Origin of the sequence: Psychromarinibacter halotolerans (genome assembly GCF_029168315.1) — a bacterium.
GTDB lineage: Bacteria > Pseudomonadota > Alphaproteobacteria > Rhodobacterales > Rhodobacteraceae > Psychromarinibacter > Psychromarinibacter halotolerans.
Genome location: NZ_JARGYD010000003.1, coordinates 446,271 through 472,430, shown reverse-complemented (window position 1 = coordinate 472,430; position 26,160 = coordinate 446,271). Strand labels below are relative to the sequence as shown.

General features: G+C 65.3%; 23 protein-coding genes and 1 tRNA gene. 17 read left to right on the top strand and 7 right to left on the bottom strand.

Features of this window, described 5'->3' with window-relative positions; translation table 11 throughout:
* The first annotated feature begins 51 nt into the window (after positions 1–51).
* The 12 genes from P1K30_RS10830 (at position 52) to P1K30_RS10775 (ending at position 11,158) form a co-directional block, all read left to right on the top strand.
* Positions 52–459, top strand: coding sequence for a VOC family protein (locus P1K30_RS10830; RefSeq protein WP_275632741.1), 408 nt, complete (start codon positions 52–54; stop codon positions 457–459).
* A 202-nt stretch (positions 460–661) separates the two neighbouring features.
* The gene (leuC, locus tag P1K30_RS10825; protein WP_275632740.1) at positions 662–2,071 is read left to right on the top strand and encodes a 3-isopropylmalate dehydratase large subunit; all 1,410 of its coding nucleotides are present in this window, start codon (positions 662–664) and stop codon (positions 2,069–2,071) included.
* An 84-nt stretch (positions 2,072–2,155) separates the two neighbouring features.
* Positions 2,156–2,761, top strand: a complete 606-nt coding sequence (gene leuD / locus P1K30_RS10820; RefSeq protein WP_275632739.1) for a 3-isopropylmalate dehydratase small subunit — start codon at positions 2,156–2,158, stop codon at positions 2,759–2,761.
* Between the two features lie 738 nt (positions 2,762–3,499).
* Positions 3,500–4,231 carry a hypothetical protein gene (locus P1K30_RS10815; RefSeq protein ID WP_338052357.1) on the top strand — a complete coding sequence of 244 codons (732 nt, stop codon included), beginning with the start codon at positions 3,500–3,502 and terminating at the stop codon, positions 4,229–4,231.
* A gap of 14 nt (positions 4,232–4,245) precedes the next feature.
* On the top strand, positions 4,246–5,325 hold the full coding sequence (locus tag P1K30_RS10810) for an endonuclease/exonuclease/phosphatase family protein (RefSeq protein WP_275632737.1): 1,080 nt from the start codon (positions 4,246–4,248) through the stop codon (positions 5,323–5,325).
* Between the two features lie 194 nt (positions 5,326–5,519).
* On the top strand, positions 5,520–6,626 hold the full coding sequence (gene leuB, locus P1K30_RS10805) for a 3-isopropylmalate dehydrogenase (RefSeq protein ID WP_275632736.1): 1,107 nt from the start codon (positions 5,520–5,522) through the stop codon (positions 6,624–6,626).
* A 114-nt stretch (positions 6,627–6,740) separates the two neighbouring features.
* Positions 6,741–7,715: a DMT family transporter gene (locus P1K30_RS10800; RefSeq protein ID WP_275632735.1), complete on the top strand. Its 975-nt coding sequence runs from the start codon at positions 6,741–6,743 to the stop codon at positions 7,713–7,715.
* Positions 7,716–7,773: 58 nt separating this feature from the next.
* Positions 7,774–7,850 (top strand) — tRNA-Pro (locus P1K30_RS10795).
* Positions 7,851–8,035: 185 nt separating this feature from the next.
* Positions 8,036–8,644 (top strand): zinc uptake protein ZrgA, encoded by a 609-nt coding sequence (zrgA, locus tag P1K30_RS10790; RefSeq protein ID WP_275632734.1) that lies wholly within the window; start codon positions 8,036–8,038, stop codon positions 8,642–8,644.
* 2 nt (positions 8,645–8,646) lie between these two features.
* A complete protein-coding gene (locus tag P1K30_RS10785) occupies positions 8,647–9,339 on the top strand; it encodes an ABC transporter ATP-binding protein (protein WP_275632733.1) in 693 nt (230 codons plus the stop codon).
* Positions 9,336–10,586, top strand: a complete 1,251-nt coding sequence (locus P1K30_RS10780; protein WP_275632732.1) for an ABC transporter permease — start codon at positions 9,336–9,338, stop codon at positions 10,584–10,586. Before P1K30_RS10785 ends, P1K30_RS10780 begins: the two co-directional genes overlap by 4 nt.
* A 44-nt stretch (positions 10,587–10,630) precedes the next feature.
* Positions 10,631–11,158 carry a DUF3299 domain-containing protein gene (locus P1K30_RS10775; protein WP_275632731.1) on the top strand — a complete coding sequence of 176 codons (528 nt, stop codon included), beginning with the start codon at positions 10,631–10,633 and terminating at the stop codon, positions 11,156–11,158.
* 55 nt (positions 11,159–11,213) lie between these two features.
* Here P1K30_RS10775 and P1K30_RS10770 read toward each other — a convergent pair whose 3' ends face one another.
* Together P1K30_RS10770 and P1K30_RS10765 are read right to left on the bottom strand one after the other, a co-directional pair.
* A complete protein-coding gene (locus P1K30_RS10770; protein ID WP_275632730.1) occupies positions 11,214–11,387 on the bottom strand; it encodes a hypothetical protein in 174 nt (57 codons plus the stop codon).
* Between the two features lie 12 nt (positions 11,388–11,399).
* Positions 11,400–12,752, bottom strand: a complete 1,353-nt coding sequence (locus P1K30_RS10765) for an ammonium transporter (RefSeq protein ID WP_275632729.1) — start codon at positions 12,750–12,752, stop codon at positions 11,400–11,402.
* Between the two features lie 317 nt (positions 12,753–13,069).
* On the opposite strand from P1K30_RS10765, the gene P1K30_RS10760 reads away from it, so the two are divergent.
* From P1K30_RS10760 to P1K30_RS10750, 3 genes are all read left to right on the top strand, one after another.
* A complete protein-coding gene (locus tag P1K30_RS10760) occupies positions 13,070–14,539 on the top strand; it encodes a glutamine synthetase family protein (RefSeq protein WP_275632728.1) in 1,470 nt (489 codons plus the stop codon).
* Complete coding sequence (locus P1K30_RS10755; RefSeq protein ID WP_275632727.1) at positions 14,536–15,732, top strand: cytochrome P450; 1,197 nt, start codon at positions 14,536–14,538, stop codon at positions 15,730–15,732. Before P1K30_RS10760 ends, P1K30_RS10755 begins: the two co-directional genes overlap by 4 nt.
* Positions 15,733–15,895: 163 nt before the next feature.
* Entirely contained in the window at positions 15,896–17,350 is a 1,455-nt protein-coding gene (locus tag P1K30_RS10750; RefSeq protein WP_275632726.1) for an MDR family MFS transporter, read from the top strand.
* Positions 17,351–17,381: 31 nt separating this feature from the next.
* Here P1K30_RS10750 and P1K30_RS10745 read toward each other — a convergent pair whose 3' ends face one another.
* The 4 genes from P1K30_RS10745 to P1K30_RS10730 form a co-directional block, all read right to left on the bottom strand.
* On the bottom strand, positions 17,382–18,248 hold the full coding sequence (locus tag P1K30_RS10745; RefSeq protein WP_275632725.1) for a VOC family protein: 867 nt from the start codon (positions 18,246–18,248) through the stop codon (positions 17,382–17,384).
* 122 nt (positions 18,249–18,370) lie between these two features.
* Positions 18,371–19,921: a GMC family oxidoreductase gene (locus tag P1K30_RS10740; protein WP_275632724.1), complete on the bottom strand. Its 1,551-nt coding sequence runs from the start codon at positions 19,919–19,921 to the stop codon at positions 18,371–18,373.
* Positions 19,918–20,925 (bottom strand): alpha/beta fold hydrolase, encoded by a 1,008-nt coding sequence (locus P1K30_RS10735; protein WP_275632723.1) that lies wholly within the window; start codon positions 20,923–20,925, stop codon positions 19,918–19,920. Before P1K30_RS10735 ends, P1K30_RS10740 begins: the two co-directional genes overlap by 4 nt.
* Positions 20,922–21,584 carry a type 1 glutamine amidotransferase gene (locus tag P1K30_RS10730; protein WP_275632722.1) on the bottom strand — a complete coding sequence of 221 codons (663 nt, stop codon included), beginning with the start codon at positions 21,582–21,584 and terminating at the stop codon, positions 20,922–20,924. Before P1K30_RS10730 ends, P1K30_RS10735 begins: the two co-directional genes overlap by 4 nt.
* Positions 21,585–21,801: 217 nt before the next feature.
* Between P1K30_RS10730 and P1K30_RS10725 the strand changes: the two genes are divergently transcribed.
* Positions 21,802–23,157 (top strand): flavin-containing monooxygenase, encoded by a 1,356-nt coding sequence (locus P1K30_RS10725; RefSeq protein ID WP_379562058.1) that lies wholly within the window; start codon positions 21,802–21,804, stop codon positions 23,155–23,157.
* 1 nt (position 23,158) lies between these two features.
* A complete protein-coding gene (locus P1K30_RS10720; protein ID WP_275632720.1) occupies positions 23,159–25,507 on the top strand; it encodes a trimethylamine N-oxide demethylase in 2,349 nt (782 codons plus the stop codon).
* A gap of 19 nt (positions 25,508–25,526) precedes the next feature.
* Here P1K30_RS10720 and P1K30_RS10715 read toward each other — a convergent pair whose 3' ends face one another.
* The gene (locus P1K30_RS10715; protein WP_275632719.1) at positions 25,527–26,144 is read right to left on the bottom strand and encodes a trimeric intracellular cation channel family protein; all 618 of its coding nucleotides are present in this window, start codon (positions 26,142–26,144) and stop codon (positions 25,527–25,529) included.
* Positions 26,145–26,160 lie beyond the last annotated feature (16 nt).

Here is a 26,160-nt window from a genome sequence, read left to right as displayed (position 1 = left end):
CGAGGGAACGCGCCCTATGCCCGGGGCGGGATGCGCGTTAGACTTCGGGTCATGCGTCTTTCACTCGTCGCCATACTGGTCCCTGACTACGACGAAGGCATCGCCTTTTTCGATGCGCTGGGCTTCGTGCTGGTACAGGACGAGCCGCGCGGTCCCGGCAAGCGGTGGGTCGTCATGCGGCCACAGGGCGGCGGATCGGACATCCTGCTGGCCCGCGCGGTCGGGGACCAACGCGACGCCATTGGACAACAGGCTGGCGGGCGTGTCGGATTCTTCCTGACCACAACCGATTTCGCGGACGATGCCCGGCGTATCGAGGCGGCCGGCGGCACCTTCGAGGAACGCCCGCGCAACGAGGAATACGGCTGTGTCGCGGTGTTCCGCGATCCGTGGGGCAACCGCTGGGACCTGATCGAGCCGCTTGTCCTGCCGACAAGCGGTCCCGGCGTTCGGAGCTAAGCGTCTTCCTTGGGCTACTTGATTGCTTTCTGGACTCGTTATAGATCGCTCGCATGACCAAGGTTTTCGATCTCGGCGACCGCGTGCGTCTGCGCGAACGGTTCCACGGCGCCACGCGGACGGTGCTTGCCCGCCTATGAGGCGGCCCCTGCCACGTACCCGCAGCTAGACCAAAAACCGATATCCACGGAGAGAGGAACCGATGACCACTCCGAAGACACTCTATGACAAGATCTGGGACGCCCACCTGGTGGACGAGGCCGAAGACGGCACCAGCCTGCTGTACATCGACCGCCACCTGGTTCACGAGGTGACCAGCCCGCAAGCCTTTGAAGGTCTGCGCATGGCCGGCCGCACCGTCCGCGCGCCCGACAAGACCATCGCCGTGCCGGACCACAACGTGCCGACCACGGCGGGCCGCGAAGACCCCAAGAACATGACCGAGGATTCGGCCATTCAGGTCGCCGCGCTCGACAAGAACGCCAAGGACTTCGGGATCAACTATTACCCGGTGTCCGACGTCCGTCAGGGCATCGTGCACATCGTCGGCCCGGAAAACGGCTGGACCCTGCCGGGCATGACCGTTGTCTGCGGTGACAGCCACACCGCGACGCATGGCGCTTTCGGCGCGCTGGCGCACGGCATCGGCACGTCCGAGGTGGAACACGTTCTGGCCACCCAGACGCTGATCCAGAAGAAGTCGAAGAACATGAAGGTCGAGATCACCGGCAAGCTCCGCCCCGGTGTGACCGCCAAGGACATCACCCTGTCGGTGATCGGCGAGACCGGCACCGCCGGCGGCACCGGCTATGTCATCGAGTACTGCGGCGAAGCGATCCGCGACCTGTCGATGGAAGGCCGCATGACCGTCTGCAACATGGCGATCGAGGGCGGTGCGCGCGCTGGCCTGATCGCGCCGGACGAAAAGACCTATGAATATGTCAAGGGCCGCACTCACGCGCCGAAGGCCGGCCAGTGGGAAGCCGCGATGGAATGGTGGAAGACCCTCTATTCCGACGATGACGCGCACTGGGACAAGGTCGTGACCATCAAGGGCGAGGATATCGCCCCGGTCGTGACGTGGGGCACCTCTCCGGAGGATGTGCTGCCGATCGACGCGCTGGTTCCCGCGCCCGAGGACTTCAAGGGCGGCAAGGTCGAAGCGGCCCGCCGCGCGCTGGACTACATGGGGTTGACCCCGGGCCAAAAGCTGTCGGACGTCCAGATCGACACGGTCTTCATCGGCTCGTGCACCAACGGCCGGATCGAAGATCTGCGCGCTGCGGCTGCCGTGGTGAAGGGCAAGAAGATCAAGGACGGTCTGCGCGCGATGGTCGTGCCGGGCTCTGGCCTTGTCCGCGCCCAGGCCGAGGAAGAAGGTCTGGCCCAGATATTCCAAGACGCCGGTTTCGAATGGCGTCTGGCGGGCTGTTCCATGTGCCTTGCGATGAACCCGGACCAGCTGGCCCCGGGCGAACGCTGCGCCTCGACCTCGAACCGCAACTTCGAGGGCCGTCAGGGCTATAAGGGTCGCACGCACCTGATGTCGCCCGCGATGGCGGCGGCAGCTGCGATCACCGGCCACCTGACCGACATCCGCGAACTGAGCTGAAACGGTGCGGCGGGGTGAACGCCCCGCCCTGCCATCACCCGTAGGATGGGGTTCCACCCCATCGCCCGTTTCAAGGAGACGTACATGGACAAGTTCACCACCCTGACCGGCATCGCCGCGCCGCTCGACCTGATCAACGTCGACACCGACATGATCATCCCCAAGCAGTTCCTGAAGACCATCAAGCGTGAAGGTCTTGGCGCCAATCTTTTCGACGAGATGCGCTTTGACCGCGAAGGCAACGAGAACCCCGATTTCGTTCTGAACCAGCCCGCCTACCGCGAGGCCGAGATTCTCGTCAGCGGCGACAACTTCGGTTGCGGGTCCTCGCGCGAGCATGCGCCGTGGGCGATCAAGGATTTCGGCATCCGCTGCGTGATCGCACCCAGCTTCGCCGACATCTTCTTCAACAACTGCTTCAAGAACGGCATCCTGCCGATCCCGCTGCCGCAAGAGCAGGTCGATATCCTGATGAAGGATGCCGAGAAGGGCGCCAACGCCCGGATGACCGTGGATCTCGAGAAGCAGGAAATCACCACCTCGGAAGGTCAGGTGATCCCGTTCGAGGTCGACGCCTTCAAGAAGCACTGCCTGCTGAACGGTCTCGACGACATCGGCCTGACGATGGAGAAGGCCGCGGCGATCGACAGCTTCGAGGCCAATCAGGGCGCCCAGCGTCCCTGGGTCTGATCCGGCCTATGCCATAACAACCGGCTGCGCCTTCCGGGCGCGGTCGTTTCCCGGACACTGATCCGGATGATCCGGGCGCTGCCTGCCGGTGGCCCCGTCGATTTCCCTCTACCAACATCCTTGGAAATTCGGTGAAACGGTTGCGCCGTGAACGGGTTCGTGAACCTCGTTGTCGGATTGGGGCTAAAAATCGCCGATAGGGTGCGCTAAGTATGTTTAATACATCTTATGATTGATTCCCGCCAGGGAGGTTTGTATGACACCTACGCCGGATCCAGGCGGCCAGCGCAGCCCCTGCGTCACCGTGTGTCGGAACGGCCCGTCTGTTTACGCTAAAACTTCGGGCATTCGCCGCACAAACGTCGCAGACTTGTCCTTGGGTGCGCCACAATTGGGTTCCACAACATGTGGTGTGCCCCGCGTGAAGCGGCAGTCTTCTGCTTTCAAATTGATGCAGAAGCGCACCACTTGTTCCACGAAAACGCCCGAATCTTTTTGTTATCTTTTCCAGAGACTTGCTGGCCAAACTGAAAGTAGGCAAAAATTGGGCAAAGTTGAGGCAGCCTGCCATCAATGGCGGGATCAAAGTGGGACAAGGGGGCGGCATCGTACCGCGCTCGTCCAGTTTGAGGGAAAAGAGCGGTGATTTCGCGACTTGCAGGCGCCATTGTGCGCGCGGTCCTTGTGGTGTTGCTTATTGCGACACCGTCCCTCCTGTTACCAGGAGTGACGTCCGACGTGACGCAGGTCGTGGCGCTGATCTCGATCTTCGCAGCGGCCCTGACCATCTTCGAATACGCCTCTGTCTACCCCGGCATCGTCGAGTTCCGAAACGCCCCGCCGTTCAATCGGCTGCGTTTCCTCGCATTGTTTCTGATCGTCTTCATGATCTCCGTGGTGATCCGCGGAGAAACCTCGCCATCGGCGCTGACGGATATGATCACCGATCTGGGCACCGGGATTGGCGCCGCGATCGACTTTCCCTACAGCCCCGTCCGCCAGATCGTGCTGCTCTTGCCCGACGACGCCAACCTGACCCACGTGGACCGGGTGCGGACCGCGGCGGGGATCAGCTATTTCTTCTCGATGCTGACGCTTGCGATCTTCTACTTCTGTGTTCGCGTGAAGAACTGGCCGCTGCATCGCGGCCCTTTCAATGTTTGGGTGAACCTGCCCACCTTCGACCCGACCACCGGTGGCGACGTGGTGCAGCGCCTTGAACGGGATGCGCGCTTTAACATCGTGGTAGGATTTACCATGCCATTCTTCATCCCGGCTGCGCTGAAAGCGTCCGAGAACCTGTTTGGTCAGGTCACGCTGGAGAATCCGCAGTCGATGGTGTGGATCGTTGCGGCATGGGCCTTCCTTCCCTCAAGCCTTCTGATGCGCGGCCTTGCGATGGGCCGCATCGCGGCGCTGATCGAACGCAAACGCGCCATCGCTGGCCGCGACGAGATGCAGCCAGCCTGATCCTTCTTTTCCTGTTGGTCCTTCCTGCCGCCGCAGAGCCCCTGCGCGTGGCGACTTGGCATGTCGAGATGCAGCGCCGCGGCCCCGGCTTGCTGCTGCGCGATATCCTTGCCGGGGAAGATCCCGATGTCGCCGCCGTCGTGGATGTGATCGCCCATGTTTCGCCCGACATCCTGTTGCTGACCGGCTTCGACTGGGACCTGAAGCTTGCCGCCGCCCGCGCGCTGGAAACGCGATTGGCCACGGCTGGCGCGGGCTATCCCCATCTGTTCGCGCTGCCGTCGAATGCCGGGCTGGCCACCGGGCTGGACATGGACGGTGATGGCCGGACCGGCGGGCCACGGGATGCGCAGGGCTATGGATGGTTCGCGGGGCAGGGGGCGATGGTGCTGCTGTCGCGCCTGCCGATCGACAGCGTGAAGGTGCGGGACTTCTCTGACCTTCTGTGGGCGGATCTTGCTTGGGGTCGCCCGCCGATGGTGGATGGACAGCCCTTTCCTTCGCCTCAGGCGCAGGCGGCGTTGCGGCTGTCCTCGACCGGGCACTGGGACGTGCCGGTGATCCTGCCGGATGGCGGGCGGTTGCACCTGCTGTGCTTCGCGGCGACCACGCCGGTGTTCGACGGTCCCGAAGACGCCAATGGCCTTCGAAACCATGACGAAATCGCGCTGTGGTCTGTCTACCTCGATGGCGGGCTTGGGCCACCGCCGGAGGATGCGGTGGTCGTGATGGGTAACGCCAATCTCGACACGTCCGACGGCGAGGGGCGGCAAACAGCGATCCGCGACCTGATTGGGCACGCCCGGCTGCAGGATCCGCGCCCCCACAGCGCCGGTGGCACAGAGGCTGCCGTGGCGCAGGGGGGCGCGAATACTGGCCACGCCGGGGACCCGGCACTGGACACCGCCGACTGGTCCGACGATCCGGCCCCGGGGAACCTGCGTGTCAGCTACGTGTTGCCGGACCGCGCCTTGACCGTGACCGACGCCGGGGTGTTCTGGCCCGTGGCAGGCGCCCCGCTTCGACCGCTGGTCGAGGGAGAGGGGCTGCCGCGTCACCGTCTGGTGTGGGTCGATCTCGACGTCCCGGGCTGACGCGCACGCTGCCGTACCGGGGTGTGCGGCCCGCTTTGCACGGCACCGGCCGGGTTCGCCTACCCGCCCATCCAAGCGCCCAGACACGGCCTTGCCGCAATGCAGCGAAACCCCAAGGTTTCTTGACCCCCCGGCAACGCCGGGATAGGCGATGCCCGACCCAAGAGAACGACATAAAGGAAGGGAACCCGCGCATGTCCAACCCCTCGCTTCTGATCCTGCCCGGCGATGGCATCGGCCCCGAGGTGATGGCCGAAGTCCGCAAGGTGATCGACTGGTTCGGTGCTAAGCGCGACATGGCCTTCGACGTCAGCGAGGACCTTGTCGGCGGCTGCGCCTACGACGCGCACGGCACGCCCCTGACCGACGAGACGATGGCCAAGGCGCAAGAGGTCGACGCCGTGCTGCTGGGCGCCGTGGGCGGCCCCAAGTACGACACCCTCGATTTCAGCGTGAAGCCCGAGCGCGGCCTGCTGCGCCTGCGCAAGGAAATGGACCTGTACGCCAACCTGCGCCCGGCCCAGTGCTTCGACGCGCTGGCGGATTTCTCTTCGCTGAAGAAAGACGTGGTTGCCGGTCTGGACATCATGATCATCCGCGAGCTGACCTCGGGCGTGTACTTCGGCGAGCCGCGTGGCGTGTTCAAGGAAGGCAACGAGCGCGTCGGCATCAACACGCAGCGGTACACCGAATCCGAGATCGCCCGTGTCGCCCGGTCCGCCTTTGAACTGGCCCGCAAGCGCGACAACAAGGTCTGCTCGATGGAGAAGGCCAACGTGATGGAATCGGGCGTGCTGTGGCGCGACGTGGTGCAGGAAATCCACGACGCAGAATACCCGGATGTGGAACTGTCGCACATGTACGCCGACGCCGGTGCGATGCAGCTGACCCGCTGGCCCAAGCAGTTCGACGTGATCGTCACCGACAACCTGTTCGGCGACCTGCTGTCGGATCTTGCGGCGATGCTGACCGGCTCGCTTGGGATGCTGCCGTCGGCATCGCTGGGCGCCCCGATGGCGAACGGCCGGCCCAAGGCCCTGTACGAACCCGTCCACGGCTCGGCCCCCGACATCGCCGGCACCGGCAAGGCGAACCCGATCGCCTGTATCCTGTCTTTCGCGATGGCGCTGCGGTACTCGTTCGACAAGGGAGACGAGGCGACCCGGCTGGAAGACGCCGTGAACGCCGTGCTGGCCGACGGCCTGCGCACCGCCGACCTTCTTGGCGAAGACGGGGTCCAGCCGGTCTCGACCGCCGAGATGGGCGACGCGATCGTCGCCAAGCTGGACGCATCGCTTTAATACGGTGATCGAAAGCCCGCCAATCGGGTTGAAAAATCGTGCAATACCGGCGGCATGGCTTGACCCCGCCGCCGGTTAACCCAAAGTCCAAGGCAACCATCCTAGGTTTGCCGAATGTCTGCACCAAAATCCAACATCAAGGGCGCGCTCTTCGCGCTGGCCGGTTTCGCCTTGTTCTCGACCCACGACGTGGTCGTGAAGACGCTGGGCGCGACCCTGTCGACCTTTCAGATCATTTTCTACAGCGTGCTTCTTAGCTTTCCGCTGGTCATGCTCATGCTGATGCGCGACCGGACGGCGGACACGCTGATCCCGAAACACCCGTGGTGGACGGCCTTGCGCACAGGCTGTGCGGTCATCACCGGCCTGTGCGTGTTCTACGCCTTTGCGACGCTTCCGATGGCAGAGGTCTACGCGATCATCTTCGCGCAGCCGCTGCTGATCACCGTGCTTTCCATCCCCATCCTGGGTGAGACGGTGGGCCGCCATCGCTGGGCAGCCGTCTTCGTGGGGCTGATCGGCGTTGTCGTGGTGCTGCGTCCCGGTGCGTCCGACTTCACCTTGGGCCACCTTGCGGCTGTCGTCGGGGCGTTCACCGGCTCGCTTGTGTCGATCATCGTTCGAAAGATCGGGCAGGACGAACGCAGCGCGGTTCTGCTGTTGTACCCGATGATGGCGAACTTCGTCGTCATGGCACTGGCGCTGCCCGTGGTCTACACGCCGATGCCGCTGGTCGACCTTGGGCTGGTCGGGCTGATGGCCTCTTTGGCGTTCATCGCGGGCATCCTGATGATTCAGGCGTACAAGAACGGCGACGCGGCCATCGTGGCGCCGATGCACTATTCCCAGATGATCTGGGCCGCCATCTTCGGCAGCCTCTTCTTCGACGAGGTGCCGGACACGGTGACGTGGATCGGGGCGGGAATCATCATCTCAAGCGGGGTCTACATCGTGCTGCGCGAAAGCCTTGGCGGCATGTCCCGCGTGACCCCGGTGCTGCGCACGAAGTCCCGCGCCGAGACGGGCACGACACCCCGGGTGTCTGCTCTTGCGCGCATCTCGCGCCGCACTCCGGCGCGGGCGCAATAAAGGTGGCAGATGGGGTATTGCAAATGCCGCGACGAGGGGATACTGCACCCGCCACGGTCGGAGTGTAGCTCAGCCTGGTAGAGCACTGTCTTCGGGAGGCAGGGGTCGTGAGTTCGAATCTCGCCACTCCGACCAATTGGATCAAGGGCCCCCTCGGGGCCCTTTTTCGTTTTCGGATGCGTCGCTGACAAGACCGCTTCCCCGACCGTTTCCCAATCCAACGCCAAGTCTTTTAAAGCCCGGCGCACAGCGCCGATTATCGCGTTGACCTCGGATCGTTATGGAATAACATACGCCCAGCTTCGAATAAGGGAAATGACATGAAAACCATCAGCCTCGCTCTTCTGGCTTCGGTTGCTGCGGCGCCGCTTTTGGCGCAGGAACATCGCGAACTCAGCGCGCACGTTCACGGCGTCAGCACACTGCAAGTTGCAATCGACGGCGGGACCGTCGAGATGCGGCTGGACGCGCCGGGGATGGATATCGTTGGGTTCGAATACGCGCCATCGTCCGAGACCGAGTCGATGGCCGTGGATACCTCAATCATCCGGCTGTCGGATGCCGCGACCGTCGTATCCCTGCCGGATGCCGCAGGTTGCGAACTGGTCGATGGCGATGCCGCCTATGCCCGCGAAGAGCATGACGACCATCATGACGAGCACGCCGAGGATCATGATCATGACGATCACGATGGGCACGATGACCATGAGCACGCCGAAGACCATGACCACGACCACGAGGCGTCGCACAGCGCATTCACGGCGCACTTCGTCTTCGAATGCGCCAGCCCCGGGGCTTTGACCACGCTCCGCTTCCCGTACTTCGACCAGTTCGAAAACGCGCAGGAGATCGAGGTGCAGTACGTGACGGATGCGGCCGCCGGTTCCGCCGAGGTCACCCGTGATGCGCCCGAAATGACGATCGATTGACCATGTCCGAACCTGCGCTTGCCCTGCGCGACGTCGGCTACGGCTGGCCGGGTCGGGCAGGCTTCCGGCTGACCTGTCCGGCCTTCGCGCTGGCGCCCGGTGAAAGCGTTTTGCTTCTTGGCGCCAGCGGGTCGGGAAAGTCGACGCTGCTGTCGCTGGTCTGCGGTATCGTGACCGCCGACAGCGGAACCGTGTCCGTGGGCGGAACCGATCTGAAATCGCTGGGTGCGGGACGTCGTGACAGGTTCCGCGCCGAGCGGATCGGGGTGATCTTCCAGCAGTTCAACCTGCTGCCCTATGCCAGTGTGTCGGACAATATCCTGCTGCCCCTGCGCTTTGCCCCGGACCGCCGTCGGCGCGCTGGCGGCACGGCAGAGGCGGACCGGCTGTGCAGCGCCCTTGGGCTGCCCGAGGGCGTGGCGGCCTTGCCCGCCGGACGGCTCAGCGTGGGGCAGCAACAGCGGGTCGCCGTGGCGCGTGCGTTGATCGGGTCGCCGCCGCTGATCGTCGCCGACGAGCCCACGTCGGCGCTGGATGCCGCGACGCAGGACACTTTCCTGAAACTGCTGTTCGAGCGTACCGCCGAGGCGGGGTCATCTCTGCTGATGGTCAGCCACGACGAACGGCTGGGCGACAGGTTCGACCGGGTGATCCGTCTTGAAGACATCGTGACCACGCAAAGGACTGCCGCATGATCCTGCGCCTTGCCATCGGCTCGCTTCTGGCGCGGGTCTTGACCGTGGGGATGACGGTGCTGGCCATCGCCCTGTCGGTGGCGCTGTTTCTGGGCGTCGAGAAGGTGCGCACCGGCGCGCGCGCCAGTTTCGCGGACACGATCTCGGGGACCGACCTGATCGTGGGGGCGCGGTCCGGGTCGGTACAGCTTTTGTTGTATTCGGTGTTCCGGATCGGCAACGCGACGAACAACGTGACGTGGGAAAGCTATCAAGACATCGCGGCCCGGCCCGAGGTCGACTGGATCGTGCCGATTTCGCTGGGCGACAGCCACCGGCAATTCCGCGTGATGGGCACCACCGACGCGTTCTTTACCCATTACCGCTATCGCGGGGGGCGGTCACTGGACATCGCGCAGGGGCACGGTCTGGACGACCTGTACGACGCGGTGATCGGGGCCGACGTGGCCGAGACGCTGGGCTATTCGGTCGGCGATCCAATCGTGGTGGCGCACGGTCTGGCCTCGTTCACCGAGCACGAGGACCAGCCGTTCCGCGTGGCAGGGATCATCGGCAAGACCGGCACCCCGGTCGATCGCACTGTCATCGTCGGGTTGGAGGCGATCGAGGCGATCCACGTCGACTGGCAAAGCGGTGCCCAGAGCCCCGGACAGGCCACCCCGGTCGACGCGATCCGACAGATGGACCTGACGCCGACCGCAATCACCGCGGCGCTGGTGGGGGTCGAATCCCGGCTGCAAATCTTCGGGCTGCAACGCTGGATCAACGAATACCCGGAAGAGCCCCTGTTGGCGGTGCTGCCGGGCGTCGCGTTGCAAGAGCTTTGGCAGATCGTCGGAATCGCCGAGACCGCGCTGATCGGGGTGTCGGGCATGGTGGTGGTGACCGCCTTGCTGGGCATGATGGCGATGATCTTCTCCAGCCTGAACGAACGCCGCCGCGAGATGGCGATCTGGCGCGCGATGGGGGCTCGTCCCACGACGATCCTTGGGCTGCTGGTGCTGGAAGCCGTTCTGATGGCGCTTGCGGGTGCCGTACTGGGGATTGCCCTGCTGTACGGCGGCATGATGGTGCTGCGCCCGTGGATCGACGCGGCATTTGGCTTGTGGCTGCCGATCGAGGCGCCGTCGCTGCGCGAGGCGATGGTGCTGGGCGGCGTGATCGTCGCCGCTGGTCTGGCAAGCCTTTTGCCGGCGCTGCGGGCCTACCGGCTGTCGCTTGCGGATGGCATGATGGTAAGAACTTGAAGCGCCGGCCTGACACGCCGCGCCGAATGGAAAGGAACCCCGGAATGCAGATGACAGATCTTGGCCGACAGCGCGTATCGCGCCGCGCAATGCTTGCCGGACTTGCCGCTGCGGGTCTTCTGCCCGCGCCGCTTCGCGCAGAAGACGTGGTCGAGCTGGAATGGCGCGACCTGTTGCCCGAGGGAGAGCCTGCGCTTCCCGAAGAACTCGCCGGTGTTGTCGATCACAGTGCGGGCGATCTGGCCAGCCAGCAGCCGCCCGCAAGCGGCATTCGGACCGACCTGAACGGAAAGATCGTCAAGCTGTCCGGCTTCATCGTGCCGTTGGATTATGAAGGGACCGGCGTTTCGGTGTTCATGCTGGTGCCCTATGTCGGCGCCTGTATCCACGTCCCGCCGCCGCCCGCGAACCAGCTGGTTCTGGTGACGACGACCGACCAGCCCTACGAATCCGACGGCCTGTTCGAGCCGGTGACCGTGACCGGCATGTTCGGCGCCGCCGCGACCTCGACCCAGCTTGCCGAAATCGGCTATGCGATCTCGGCCGACACGGTCGAAGCCTACGCCGGATAAGAAAAGGGCGACCCCGAAGGGCCGCCCGATCCAGACGCGTGTTCGTGCGCGTGTGTTATTTCGGCTTGTAGCTCGCGTAGGCGTGCTTGTCGTGCGACGCGGCGTAGACGATGGCCCCCACCGTGACGGCCAGCGCGCCGATCAGGGCGATGCCCATCATCATCGGGCTGTCGGCCCAGGTGAAGATGGCCTCGGCCCCGTCCCAGCTGGTGATCGGAGAAGTGTTCATGCGGTTGCTCCTTTACTCTGCCGGCGCTGCGCCGGGGTCGATGGTGGTGACGGGGCCGGGGATGTAGCCCTCGGGATAGGCCTCGACCGGCACCTTGACCACGTCGAGCCCGATTTCCTGAATGTGATCCGGCACGCGCAGCAGGCCGAACATCTTCAGGATCAACGAGGCGACGTATCCCGGGATGAAGCCCAGCAGCGCCATCGTGATCGCGCCGACGATCTGACCGATCAGCGAGACCGGCGGATAGCCTTCGCCGACGTTCGGGTAACCGGCCGCGAAGATGCCGCAGGCAACCACGCCGATCAGGCCGCCGATGCCGTGCACCGGGAAGGCGCCCACTGCGTCGTCGATCCCCATCTTCTCCAGCTTGACCGCGACCATCGGCACGACGAAGCCGCCGAAGGTACCCAGCAGGAACGCGACGGGCGGATAGTAGACATCAAGCCCGGACGCCGCAGCGAAGATGCCGATCAGCGCGCCGGACATCATCCAGAACGGATCGCGGGTCTTCATCCAAGCGCCGATGATGCCGCCTGCCATGCCCATGAGGGTGTTGAAGGCGAAGGCGGACAGGGTGGTCGGCTGACCGTAGATGTTCTGCCACTGCTCGCCGGGGATGTAGATGATACAGCCGCCGAGGAAGCCGAAGAAGCCGACGATGATCAGCATCAGACCGGTGATCGTGAACGGGATGTTGTGCGCCTTGATCACGTTGGCCGACCCGTCCGCGTTGAACTTGCCGACGCGCGGGCCAAGGTTGATCAGCACGCCAAGGGCGAAGAAGCCGGCGACCATGTGCACGACGCCAGCGGCGCCCACGTCATGATAGCCCCACTTCACCGTCAGCCAGCCGGTGGGGTGCCAGCCCCAGGCGCCGCCAAGAATCCAGACGACCGAGCCGAGCAGGATCGCGAGGATCAGGAAGCCGGCGGTCTGGATCCGCTCGATCACCGCGCCCGAGAAGATCGAAGCGGTTGTCGCGGCGAACAGCGTGAACGCCGCCCAGAAGATGCCGGTCGCGTTGTCGGCAAGGTTCGGCCCCATCGACAGGTCCCACGGAAGGCCCGCGGCGCCGTCGGCGGCGGGGATGAACCCGTTGTAGAACGCAAGATAGATGTACCAGCCGAAGAAATAGAAGGTCGGCACCATGAACGCGAAGGCGAGGATGTTCTTGATCCCCGATGCCAGCACGTTCTTTACGCGGCTTGCCCCCATCTCGTAGGCAAGAAATCCCGCGTGGATGGTGATCATCAGCGCGGTACACCACCAATAGAAGATTTCCGAGTTGACCGTGCCGGCCCAACCGGCGCCGCCCTCTAGGGCGGTCACCCGTTCGACCAACTGGGCGAGTTCCTGTTCCATCGTCTCTGACTCCCTGTCAGCACATTGTTTGTGAAAGGGGCAGGCGCCCCTCTGGTGCTGAGAGTGAAGAAAGTTTCCTGTCAGCCAAAATGCGCAATCACGGAATCGTGGGTTTTCGCCGGGTTTGCCCGGTTTCAGGCGACGCGACGGAAGCCCAGCCCGCTTTTTGGGCGAAGTGAGAAAGGCGCCGGGCGTTTTGTCGCCTTATTCTCGTGCAGAGAATAAATGTTTCCTGTGAGTGTTAGTTTTTCGTGGACAAGGGCGATTCCCTTCGACTTGTCTTGGGCAACGAACATCACAACAGGGACCACGGCCAGATGGATATCGAAAGCTTCGTCGAGGAAGAGGGACGCGCCGAGAAGATCAAGGCGGTGCGCGAGAAGATCGACGCGCTGGGGATCGAGTATCTCTACCTTCAGTTCGTGTCGGTGACCGGCAAGATCATGGGCAAAGGCATCCCGGCCGATCACTGGGAAAGCGTTGCGAAGAAGGGGTTTCAGCTGGTCTACGGGGCCACGGTAAACCTGTTCACCAACCGTGCGGGCGACTATCTCGGCTATGGCCCCGAGGCCGCCGAGCTGGTGGGTATCCCCGAGCCCGAGACCTTCATGCAGCTTCCGTGGGCGCCGGAAATCGGCCGCATGTACTGCACCCTGTTCCGCAACCGTGAAGAAAAGGTCGACCCGGGCGCCTACCTGACGGCCGACTGCCGGGGCAACCTGCGCCGGATGCACAAGGCGTTCCAGGAAAAGCACGGCCTGCAACTGCGCATGGGCACCGAGCCCGAGATGATGTGGCTGAAGTTCGATGAGAACGGCAAGCCGAACGAGGGCTATTCCAAGCCCTATTGCTATCACATCGACCAGTTCGAAAGCCTGCGCCCGGTGTCGATGCAGGTGATCCGCTATGCCCGCAAGATGGGCTTGGACATGATTCAGGGCGACCACGAGGATGCGCCGGGCCAGCTAGAGCTGAACTGGACCTTCGACGACGTGCTGCGCAACGCCGACCGCCTGACCACCTATCGCCAGCTTTGCGCGCAGGTCGCGCGCGAGAACGGCATTTTTGCCTGCTTCATGACCAAGCCCTTCATGGGGGTCTCGGCGTCCGGCTGTCACCACAACATGTCGCTGTGGACCGAGGGCGAGGATGTCTTCAAGAAGACCGGCAACGACCCGGACAACCTGCCGGGCATGGCCGAGAACTACATGTATGTCTCGGGCGGCGACAACACGTTCATGCCGGACACTGACGACCCGCAGATGCCCGGCAAGACGGGGCTGAAGGCGATCGGCGGCGTGGTGCAGCACCTTCAGGCGCTGACGGCAATCGGCGCGTCCACGGTCAACAGCTATCGCCGCCTGTGGGACACGGGCTTCTGGGCGCCGGTGTTCAGCGACTGGGGCTTCCAAAACCGCACCACCGGCCTGCGCGTGTCGGCACCGGGGCGGTTTGAATATCGCTCGGTCGACTCGATGGTGAACCCGTACCTGATGGGCTCGGCGCTTTTGGCCGCGATGGACGACGGGCTGGACAACGATCTTGATCCCGGCAAGCCCGAGGAACGCAACATCTACGACGCGATGGCGCAGGGCAAGAAGGTCAAGAAGCTGCCGATGTCGCTGGGCGAGGCGCTGGTGCACCTTGAAAACGACGAAGTGGTGCAGAAGGGGCTGCCCGGCGAGATGTATCGCCTGTACCACGAGTACAAGTCGGACGAATGGGCGCGCTTCATGTCCACCGTGACCGATTGGGACAAGGACACCTACATGGAGTGCCTGCCGTGACACTTGCACTGGAAGATGCCCCCTTCCTTGACGTGGCCAACCCTGCCTTCTCGCTCCGGTCCGAACCGGTGCGGAAGGCGCGCGATGCCTCGTGGTACGCCAAGACGCCATATGGTCTGGCCGTATTGCGCCACAAGGAAATGGGCGAGCTGCTGACCCACAAGTCGCTGATCCAGGGCAGCCACAACTGGCCCGCCCTGAACGGTGTGCCCAGCGGGCTGTTTGCGGACTGGTGGAACAGCTCGATCCTCGTGACAGAGGGCGACGACCACTGGCGGCTGCGGCGGCTGGTGAACCCGGCGTTCTCTCCGAAGGTCGTCAAGGCGATGATGCCCGAGTTCGAGCGCATCGCCACCGACCTGACGGATGCCTTCATCGGCAAGGGAAGCTGCGACTTCATGGCGGACTTCGCGGACCCCTACGCGGCGCGGGTGCTGTGCCTGATCCTTGGACTGCCGGAAAGCGACGCGGCCTTCATCCTGCGCACCTCGGCCACGATGGGGCTGGCGCTGGGCGTGAACTACAAGGCCGAGATCGACGTGATCGAGGCGGCGACGAAGGAACTGGGTGACTTCATGAACGCGGTGCTGGCCGAGCGTCAGGCCACCCCCGGTGACGACATCCTGTCGGCGATGGTTCAGGCGACATCCGACGGCGACCGGCTGTCGGACGCCGAACTGAAGAACCTTGCCCTGATGCTGGCCTTCGCCGGGGTGGACACCACCCGCAACCAGCTTGGGCTTGGCATGTCGATGTTCATGGACCACCCCGCGCAGTGGGACGCGCTGGCGGCCGATCCGTCGCTGGACATGGCCGCCGCGACCGAGGTGATGCGCATGCGCCCGACGATCACATGGGTGACGCGCGAGGCGATCGAGGATTTCGACTACGGCGGGATCACAGTGGCGAAGGGCACGGTGCTGCACCTGTACTCGGAAAGTGCTGGGACCGACCCTGCGGCGATGGGCGATGCGCCGTTCGACATCACGGCGAAGCGGGCCCGCAACTATGGGTTCGGTGGCGGCATCCATCACTGCCTTGGCAACCTCGTGGCGCGCAACGACATGGCGGTGGCCTATCGGCTGCTGTCGCAGCGCATCACCTGCCCGACACCGGCGGGGGACGCGACGTGGCTGGCCGACAGCGGCAACACCGGGCCCGTCTCGCTGCCGATCGCGTTCGAGGCGCGATAGCCGACAGGGCGGGCGAACGCGAAGCGCGGGCATTCCTGACGTCGCGACCGCAAGGCGGCCTTGCATACGCGGCCCCTTGACCGCATCGCGATAACGGGCGACCTCAGATCAAGCGGCCGGAGAGTCTCCGGCCGTTTTCTTTTTCATGCCCCCGAGAACCGTCATGCAGCCAGATATTTCCTCCGCCCCGGTGGCCAGCGCCGCGTCCGCCCCTGAACACGCCGCGCGGAATCGTCTGGTGATCACGTTGCTGATGGTGTCGGCCTTCACGGTCATCCTGAACGAGACGATCATGTCGGTGGCCCTGCCGCGGCTGATGACCGATCTCGGCGTGACCGCAAACGCCGCGCAGTGGCTGACGACGGCCTTCCTGCTGACGATGGCGGTGGTGATCCCGATCACGGGCTTCCTGCTGCAGCGGTTCCATACGCGGTTCGTCTTCACCATGGCGATGAGCCTGTTCAGCCTTGGCACCCTGGTCTGCGCTGTAGCGCCGGGGCTGGGCCTGCTGATCGTGGGCCGTATCGTTCAGGCGATGGGCACGGCGATCATGATGCCGCTGCTGATGACCACGGTGATGAACCTTGTCCCCGCCGAAAGCCGGGGCCGGACGATGGGCAACATTTCCATCGTGATCTCGGTCGCGCCGGCCATCGGGCCGACGATTTCCGGGATCATCCTGTACTATCTGCACTGGCGCTGGATGTTCATCCTTGTGCTTCCCATCGGGCTGGGCGCGCTGGCGCTGGGCTGGGCGAAGCTCGTGAACGTGACAGAGCCGAAGAAGGCCCCGCTGGACCTGATCTCGGTTCCGCTGTCCGCCATCGGGTTCGGTGGGCTGGTCTACGGCCTGTCCACCATCGGCGAGGGGCACGGCGAAGGCGGGCCGGTGCCGATCTGGCTACCGCTGGTGGTCGGTGGCGTGGTTCTGGTGATCTTCATCGCCCGCCAGCTGATGCTGCGTGACCGTGCGCTGCTGAACTTCCATACCTTCAAGGTGAAGGTCTTCACCGTGTCGGTAATCATGATGGGCTTCGCGATGATGGCGCTGTTCGGCATGATCATCCTGCTGCCGATCTACATGCAAAGCGTGCTGGGCATGGAGCCGCTGACCGCCGGTTTGCTGCTTTTGCCGGGTGGGCTGGTCATGGGCCTTCTGGCGCCCGCCATCGGTCGAGCCTTTGACAGGGTCGGCGCGCGCAAGCTGGTGATCCCCGGCGCGGTTCTGGTCAGTTCGGGCCTGTGGATCATGTCGACCTTCGGCGTCTCGACCTCGATGGTCTGGGTGCTGGTGGCGCATGTCGTTCTCAGCGTCGGGCTGGCCCTGCTGTTCACGCCGCTGTTCACCTCTTCGCTGGGGTCGCTGCCGCAGGACCTGTATTCGCACGGTAGTGCCGTGATCGGGACCGTGCAGCAAGTCGCGGGCGCGGCGGGCATCGCCCTGTTCGTGTCGATCATGTCGCTGCGGATCGGAACCGAACTGGCAGCCGGTGCGGACATGGTGGCGGCGACCGCTGCGGGCCTGCGACTTGGCTTCACCACGGGCGCGGCGATCTCGATGCTGATGATCGTGGCGGCGTTCTTCGTGCGCCGCCCGCCGGACCAGCGCCCGGACTGAAGCGGGCCACCGGCGGGCGCGGCATCACGTTTTACAAAGATGTGACGCGAATCTCGGTGCCCCACGCGTCGCGCACGGCCACCACGTCCGGCGCGGCGCGGCTTTGCAACTCGACATAGGCGAGGCCGGTGAACCCCTCGGGGCGGATCGAGGCGCCCGCGCTTTGCCATTGGTTCACCGCGATATGGTGGTGATAGCCGCCCGTCGACAGGAACACGGCACCCTGCCGCGCCCGGACTTCATCGAACCCCATCTGCGTCTGCCACCAGTCGCCCGCGACCGACGCGTCGCCGACCTTCAGGTGGACATGGCCGACAACCGTGCCCTCGGGGGCGGATTCCCACGGGATCGGCGCGGGGCCCGCCGTTGCCAGCAGGTTCTCGAAGTCGATCGGATTGCTTGCCATCTCGACGCTGCCGCCGGTCCAGACCCAGTCGGACGCGGGCCGGTCGGCATAGATCTCGACCCCGTTGCCTTCGGGGTCGGTCAGATAGATCGCCTCGCTCACAAGATGGTCGGCCACGCCATCGACGGGAAACTGCCGGTCCATCGCGAACAGCACCCAGCGGGCAAGGTCCCGGCGGGACGGCAGCAGGAACGCGGTGTGGTACAGGCCCGCCTGCGTGGGCGGGGCGATGTTCAGAGCGCTGTCCTCGGTAATCTCCAGCAGCACGTCGCGTCCGTTGCCCATCGCGATCACGTTGCCTTCGCCACCCATGCGGCGCAGGCCCACGCGGTCGGCGTACCAATCGGCCAGCCGCTCGGCGTCCCGGGCCCAAAGCCCGACCTTCCCGACGCTGACCGGGGCGGACATCGGCAGCCCGTCTTCGGCGGCGGACAGGGTGCGGGGCAGTGCGGCGGCCGCACCGGCAGAGGCAAGCAGGGTTCGACGGGTCATCGGCATGTGCAATTCTTCCGGGGTTATCGTGTCCGCGAAATGATCGCCCGGACGCCGCGTCATTTCTACATGCGCGGATGCACAGTCACCGTCGTCCGGACGCACGCAAATAACCGTGTTTCTCAGCCCAATCCAAGCGCGGCGGCGATCCGGTCGGCTCCCATCGCGCCGATCAGAACAGACGGCGCGTTGGTGTTGCCGCTGACGATACGCGGCATGACCGACGCGTCGGCGACCGACAGTCCTTCGACCCCGTGCACGGCCATCGTGGCGGGATCGACCACAGCCATCGGATCGGTGCCCATCTTCGCGGTGCCCACGGGGTGATAGATCGAATCCGCCGTCGCCCGCACCACGGCGTCCAGATCGGCGTCCGTCGTCTTGCCGGGGCCGGGCCGAAGTTCGTCGCCGGTGATGGCGGCAAGGGCGGGCTGGCGGCACAATTCGCGCAAGAAGCGTAGCCCTTCGCGCAGCGCGGCGACGTCGGCATCGGCGGCAAGGTAGTTCGGGTCGATCAACGGCTTCGTCGACGGATCGGCCGAGGCCAGCCGCAGCCGCCCACGGCTTTCCGGCTGTAGCTGGGTGACGTCGATCGCGAACCCGTGGCCCCGGTCGTCGGCGGTGGCGCCGTCGAAGGCCAGCGCGTTGATGAAGTGCAACTGCGTGTCGGGCGGGCCGTCGCCCCCGTCCAGCCGCAGGAAGGCTCCGGCCTCAAGCCCCTGCTGGCGCCCGACGCCTTTCTTGGTCAGCAGCCATTGCGCGCCGACCAGCAGGTTGTTGGGAAACTTCGCGTGGTCCCACAGCGACAGCGGGCGGGTCATGCGGTGCTTGACCTTCACCTCAAGGTGATCGTGCAGGTTCTCGCCCACGCCCGGCAGGTCGGCCCGCACCGCGATGCCAAGCTCGGTCAGGTGATCCGCCGGACCGATCCCCGACAGCATCAGGGTCTGCGGCGTGCCGATGGCGCCCGCCGCCAGCACGACGTGCCCGGCCTGTAAGGTTTCCTCGCTGCCCGCCGTCGCGACCCGCACGCCCCGGATGCGTCCGACGCCGGTCAGCCCCAGTACGCGTGTGCCGGTGCGGACGGTCAGGTTCGCACGTCCCCGCGCCAGCCCGAGATAGGCCGCCGCCGCGCTGCGCCGCCGCCCGTCCTTCACATTCAGGCGGAACATGCCGAAGCCAGCCTGCCGCCCCTCGACCGCATCGAAGACGGGAAACCCCATTTCGCCACCGGCGGCGACGAAGGCGGAATAGGGCTTTGACCCGCTGTCCGGCATCGAGGGGTCAAGCGTGGCCTTTACCTGCGCCAGCGCCGGTTCCACCGACTGCCAGCCCCAGCCTGCGCAGCCTGCCGCTTCCCATGCGTCGTAGTCCGATGGATGCCCCTCGACATAAACCATCGCGTTGATGCCCGAGGACCCCCCCAGCACCTTGCCGCGCGGGACGTACAGTTGGCGACCGTCCATGTGCGCCTGCGGCACCGTTTCATAGTGCCAGTTGAACCGGGGGTGCGAGATCGCCTTGGCGACACCGGCGGGCATCTGCACGAAGGGGTGACGCCCTGCGGGCCCCGCTTCAATCAGCAGGACCGTGCAGGCGGGATCGCGGGACAGGCGTTCGGCCAGCGCGCACCCGGCACTGCCCGCGCCGATGACGATGACGTCGTAGCTCACGCCAGAAGCTCTTTCAGCGCGGCATCGACGAAGGCCGTATCCTCGGCCGCCTTGCCGCCGCCGGCATAGTGGCCCCAGACCGACTCGATCACGCGCAGTTCCGCGTTTGGCATCTGCGCGACCTCGGCGGCGTTGTCCTCGGGCGGGAAGTAGAAGTCGGTGCGCCCCGGCATGATGATCGCCTTCGCCGTGATCGCCCCCAGCGCCGCCGTGCGGTCGCCGTTGTAGATCGGGTTGTCCGAGATATCGCAGGCCTGCCACGTCGCGATCAGCGACAGCATGTCGTTGGCGTCGCGGGGGAAATACGCGCCGTCCCAGGCGCGCTTCAGGTAATCTTCTAGCGACGAGAACCCCAGTTCGCGCCACATCTCGCGGCGGTACCATTCCTGGCTCAGCGCCCAGCCCGCCCAGACCCGGCCCTGCGCCGTGAAGCCGCGCCACGGCTGTTCCTTGTAGTAACCGTTCATCCACGCCGGATCGGTGATCAGCGCGTACTTCACGCCTTCAAGGAAGACGTGGGTGTGCGGCGCGGTGATCGCCTGACCACAGAAGCACGACATGGCGCGAACCCGGTCGGGGAAGATCGCGGCCCAGTGATAGGATTGCTGCCCGCCCATCGACCAGCCACAGACCAGCCGGATCTGTTCGATCCCCCACAGGTCTTTCAGCATCCGTTCTTGCAGGATGACGTTGTCGTAATGCGTGACCAGCGGAAAGTCCGGGCCGCCCAGCGGGGCGGGGGTGTTCGACGGCGACGACGACGCGCCGTTGCCCAGCGTGTTCGGAACGATGATGAAGTATTTCGCCGGGTCCAGCGCCATGCCTTCGCCGATCAGCGGCGGCTGTTCGTTGTGGGTCCCGGCGTAGCGCGTGGGATAGACGATCACGTTGTCCTTGGCCGCGTTCAGTTCGCCATAGGTGACATAGGCGATCTTGGCGTCCGGCAGGGTCAGGCCGGATTGCAGGACGAAATCGCCCGCGTTGTAGATCTTGGCGGTGGTCATGCGGGCACCTCGCTGGGGATGCCGACCTGACGGCACCAGTTGTCGAACAGGGTCCGGGCGTTGCGCTGCAGGTCCGGGAAGTGGCGGGCGACATCCTCGGTCAGGCGGTCGGCCCCGTCCGGGCCCAGCCGGTCGGCAAGCACCACGGCGGCGGCGGGGATCGCCGCCCAGTCGGCCACGACATCGGGCCCGACCTCGGGGTGGCTTTGCATCGAGAAGGCGCGGGATCCGTACTGGATGGCGTGAACCGCGCAGTCTTCGGACGTCGCCACGCAGGTCGCGCCCGGGGGCAGGGCGGTCACCTCGACCCCGTGCCAGATCAGCACCGGGAAGGTTGGCGGCAAGTCGGCAAGGAACGGCGAGGGTGCCGAGATGGTAACGCCCAGCACGCCGATCTCTGCCCCGCCCTTCGCGCAGGCGCCGCCCAGAGATTCGGCCATCAACTGGTGGCCAAGGCAGATGCCGAAGGCGGCAAGACCGCGATGCTGCACTGCTTCGCGGATGTACCGCTTTTCGTCGATCAGCCACGGATGGATGTCTTCCTCGAACACGTCCATCGCGCCGCCGAGTATCCAAAGCGCGTCCACGTCGTCCAGCGGCGGCAGGCTGTCGCGGCCCAGCAGGACGACTGTCATACGGTGGCCTGCATCGGCGATCATCGGGGCGAACAACGCCAGATGCGCCGTCGGTTCATGCTGAAGAACGACGAAATGTGCCAATCTGCCCCTCGATCGTGCGGCTGCCCGACTCTTGGGCAGCTTTTCTGCGTGTACCGGAAAACTTCCACTCAAAACTGGCCGCCGCAAGAATTTTTCTTGCCTGACAGTGAAAATTTTCGAGCATGAGGAAAACATGGGCCAACAGGGAATTTATGCCATGCGGATATGCGTGATCGGAGCAGGACCGTCCGGGCTTGCACAGCTACGGGCGTTTCAGTCGGCAAAGATGAAGGGCGAGGAGATCCCCGAGATCGTCTGCTACGAGAAGCAGGCCGACTGGGGCGGATTGTGGCGGTACGACTGGCGCACCGGCGTCGACGAATACGGCAACCCCTGCCACGGCTCTATGTATCGCTATTTGTGGTCGAACGGCCCGAAGGAAGGGTTGGAGTTCGCCGACTATTCCTTCGACGAACATTTCGGCAAGCCGATCGCCAGCTATCCGCCGCGCGCCGTGCTGTTCGATTATATCGAGGGTCGCGTGAAGGCGGCGGGCGTCCGCGACTGGATCCAGTTCTCGACCGTGGTGCGGGACGTAAGCTTTGACGATTCGACGGGTCTGTTCACGGTCGTCGCCCGAAATTGCGAGACCGACACCGAAACCCGCGAGACCTTCGATCACGTCATCGTCGCGACCGGGCATTTCTCGGTCCCTAACGTGCCGTACTATCCCGGGTTCGAAAGCTTCAACGGACGTGTGTTGCACGCCCATGACTTCCGCGACGCGCGCGAGTTCGAGGGCAAGGACATCCTGATCCTCGGCACGTCGTACTCGGCCGAGGACATCGGGTCGCAATGCTGGAAGTACGGCGCGAAGTCGATCACGGTCGCGCACCGGACGGCACCGATGGGGTTCGACTGGCCCGAGAACTGGCAAGAGGTTCCGGCGCTTGTGAAGGTCGAGGGAAAGACCGCCTTCTTCAAGGACGGCACCAGCAAAGAGGTCGACGCGATCATCCTGTGCACCGGCTACAAGCACCACTTCCCGTTCCTGCCCGACGACCTGCGGCTGAAGACGGCGAACCGGCTTGCGGCAAGCGACCTGTACAAGGGCGTCGTCTGGGTCAAGAATCCGAAGCTGTTCTATCTGGGCATGCAGGACCAGTGGTTCACCTTCAACATGTTCGACGCGCAGGCGTGGTGGGTGCGGGACTGTATCATGGGCAAGATCGCCCTGCCGGACGCCGCCGCGATGGAGGCCGACTGGAAACAGCGTCAGGCGGACGAGGATGCCGTGGCCGACGACTATGGCGCTATCGTGTACCAAGGCGACTACGTGAAAGAGCTGATCGCCGAGACGGACTATCCGTCGTTCAACGTGGATGGTGCGAACGAGGCGTTCTTCCAGTGGAAGAAGCACAAGAAGAAGGGGATCATGACCTTCCGCAACCACGGCTATGTCTCGCCCCTGACCGGCACGATGGCGCCGCCGCACCACACGCCGTGGAAGGACGCGCTGGACGATTCGCTGGAAAGCTACCTGACCGCACCGGAACCGGTTCCGGGCGAATAGCATGGGGCTGGAGACGCCTTTTGCGCGGTCGGGCGTCGTCGCGCCCGGCCTGCCGGTCCTGCCGCCGGGGGTCGAACGGCTTCCGGTGCCGGGCGGTGGCAGCCGCGCGGTCGAGATCCGGGCAGGCGACGAGATCACGCTGGTCGACCGCGAGGGCGGGCAGCGCGCCGAAGTCGTGGCCTTCCGCCCCGATGGGCGCTGCGATGCGGGGCTGATCGGCAAGGCGGCGGACTGGGTGCCGGACGGGCTGCGCCGGTCGCTGGACAGCCGGTCGGGCCGGGTGGTGCGGCGCGCGCTGGAACGGGCGGGGTTCGATCTGGGGCAGGCGCTGGGCGTTGCCGCGTTCGGGCCCGAAAGCCGCCCGAACGACAGCGTGGCATGGGTCGCGGCGGGGGACGGTCTGCTGATCGTCGCGGCCCCCGGCGGGCCGATGTCGCCCGAAGACAACGACACCCCGACCGACATCCTGCTGTACCTGCGCCGCGCCGACACGGGCGAGGCGCGAACGCGCCATGCGCCGCCCGATCCGTTGGCGGACCCGGTGCTGGACGTGAACATCCAGCCGGGCGAGGCGCATGTCTACGAGGTGCCGGCGGGGACGTGGATTCAGATCCTCGACGTGCAGGGGCGCGAATGCTCGGACTTTCAGGCGTTCTCGAAACGCGCGCTGGACGCCGGGACCGACCGCGAGATCGACCCGACCGCGACCCGGTCGATGACCGGCACCGCCTATCCGCTTCCGGGTCTGCATTCGAAGTTCTGGACCGTGGATTTCGAGCCGCTGGTCGAGGTCGTGCAGGATACTGTCGGCCGTCACGACACCTTCGGGCTGGCCTGCACCTCGCGGTATTACGAGGACATGGGATATTTCGGGCACCGCAACTGCACCGACAACATCAACGCGGGGCTTGCGGCCTACGGCGTCCGGCCGCGCGCCGGGTGGCCTGCGATCAACTTCTTCTTCAACACGATGATCGATGCGGACCACGGGATCGTCGGTGACGAGCCTTGGTCGCGGCCGGGTGACTACGTGATGGTGCGGGCGCTGACCGATCTTGTCTGCGTCTCGACCGCCTGTCCCGACGACATAGACCCGGCCAATGGCTGGAATCCGACCGACATCCAGCTGCGCACGTACCGCCCCGAGGAAAGCTTTCAGCGGGCCATCGGATGGCGCAAGCGACCAGAGGACGATGTGGAAATGACCAAGGAAACCGGGTTTCACGACTGCTTCGCGCAGCACACCCGTGATTTCGTGGAATACCAAGGCTACTGGCTGGCGAATGCCACGCGGGCGGGCTGGCAGGACGAATACTGGGCCTGCCGCGAGAAGGCCGCGATCATGGACCTGTCGCCCCTGCGCAAGTACGAGGTGACCGGCCCCGACGCCGAGGCGTTGCTGCAGGCCAGCGTGACCCGCAACATCGCGAAGCTCGCGGTTGGGCAGGTGGTCTATACCGCCGTGTGTGCCGACCACGGCGGGATGATCGACGACGGCACCGTGTTCCGCATGTCCGACCATGCCTTCCGCTGGATCGGTGGCACCGACGACAGCGGGCTGTTCCTGCGCGAACGGGCGGCGGCGCTGGGGTTGAACGCGCATGTCCGCACCTCGACCGACCAGCTGTGCAACGTCGCGGTGCAGGGACGCCTGAGCCGCGAGATCCTGTCCGAGGTGTTCTGGACCCCGCCCGCGCGGCCCACGGTCGACGAGCTGGGCTGGTTCCGTTTCACCATCGCGCGGATCGGCGGGTTTGACGGGGTGCCGGTGATGATCAGCCGGACCGGCTATACCGGCGAACTGGGCTATGAGGTGTTCTGCCACCCGAAAGACGCCCGCGCGGTCTGGGATGCGATCTGGGCGGTGGGCGCGCCGAAGGGCATGCTGCCTTTGGGTCTTGCCGCACTGGACGTGCTGCGAGTCGAGGCGGGGCTGGCCTTTGCGGGCCACGAGTTCGACGACCAGACCGATCCGTTCGAGGCGGGCATCGGCTTTACCGTGCCGCTCAAGTCCAAGCAGGACGACTTTGCCGGCCGCACCGCGCTGGAATCGCGCAAGGCCAGCCCGCAGCGGCGGCTGGTGGGGCTTGTGCTGGAGGGACGCGAGGTGCCGTCGCACGGCGACTGCGTCCGCGCGGGCCGGGTGCAGGTCGGGGTCGTCACCTCGGCGGTGTGGTCGCCTGTGCTGAACCGGGTGATCGCGCTGGCGCGGGTAAACATGCCGCATGGCGAAATGGACGAGGTGCTAGAGATCGGTCGGCTGGACGGCCACCAAAAGCGGCTGCCCGCGACGGTGGTCCCGTTCCCGCATTTCGACCCGACCAAAAGCCGGGCCAAGGGCCTTTACTGACCCGGCAGCGCCGTGGCTTTCAGCCCCACGGCGCGCGGGGAAGACGCCAGCCGAACCGGACGCTGGCCAGCCGCAGCGCCACCGCCAGCAGGGCCGCGACGACCGTCGCCGGGATGGCGGGCATGCCGGACCGCAGCGCGACCGCATATGTCAGCGCGCCCGCCAGCGCGGCAAGGGCATAGACCTCTTCATGCAGCACGCGGGGCACCTCGGCGGCCAGCATATCGCGCAACATGCCGCCGCCGACCGCCGTCATCACGCCCAGTAGCACCGCGCCCGGGATCGCTAGGCCGAACTCCAGCGCCTTGTGGCATCCCGCGACGCAGAACACGCCCAGCCCCAGCGCATCCAGCACCATGACCGGGCGGCGCAGGCGGTTGATCACCGGGCCAAGGAAGAACACGCACAGCCCCGCCCCGGCGGCCACGCCCAGCGGAGTCAGCGTGCGCAACGCGGCGGGCGGCGTGTCGCCCAGCAGGATGTCGCGGACCATGCCGCCAGCCACGCCCGTCGCGACGGCCAACACAACGATGCCGAACAGGTCCAGCTTGCGGCGCACCGCGACAAGCGCGCCGCTTAGCCCGAAGGCGAAGGTGCCAAGCACGTCCAGCGTGGCGATCAGCAGGGTGGCGGTCATCGTGGCGGTCTCCAGT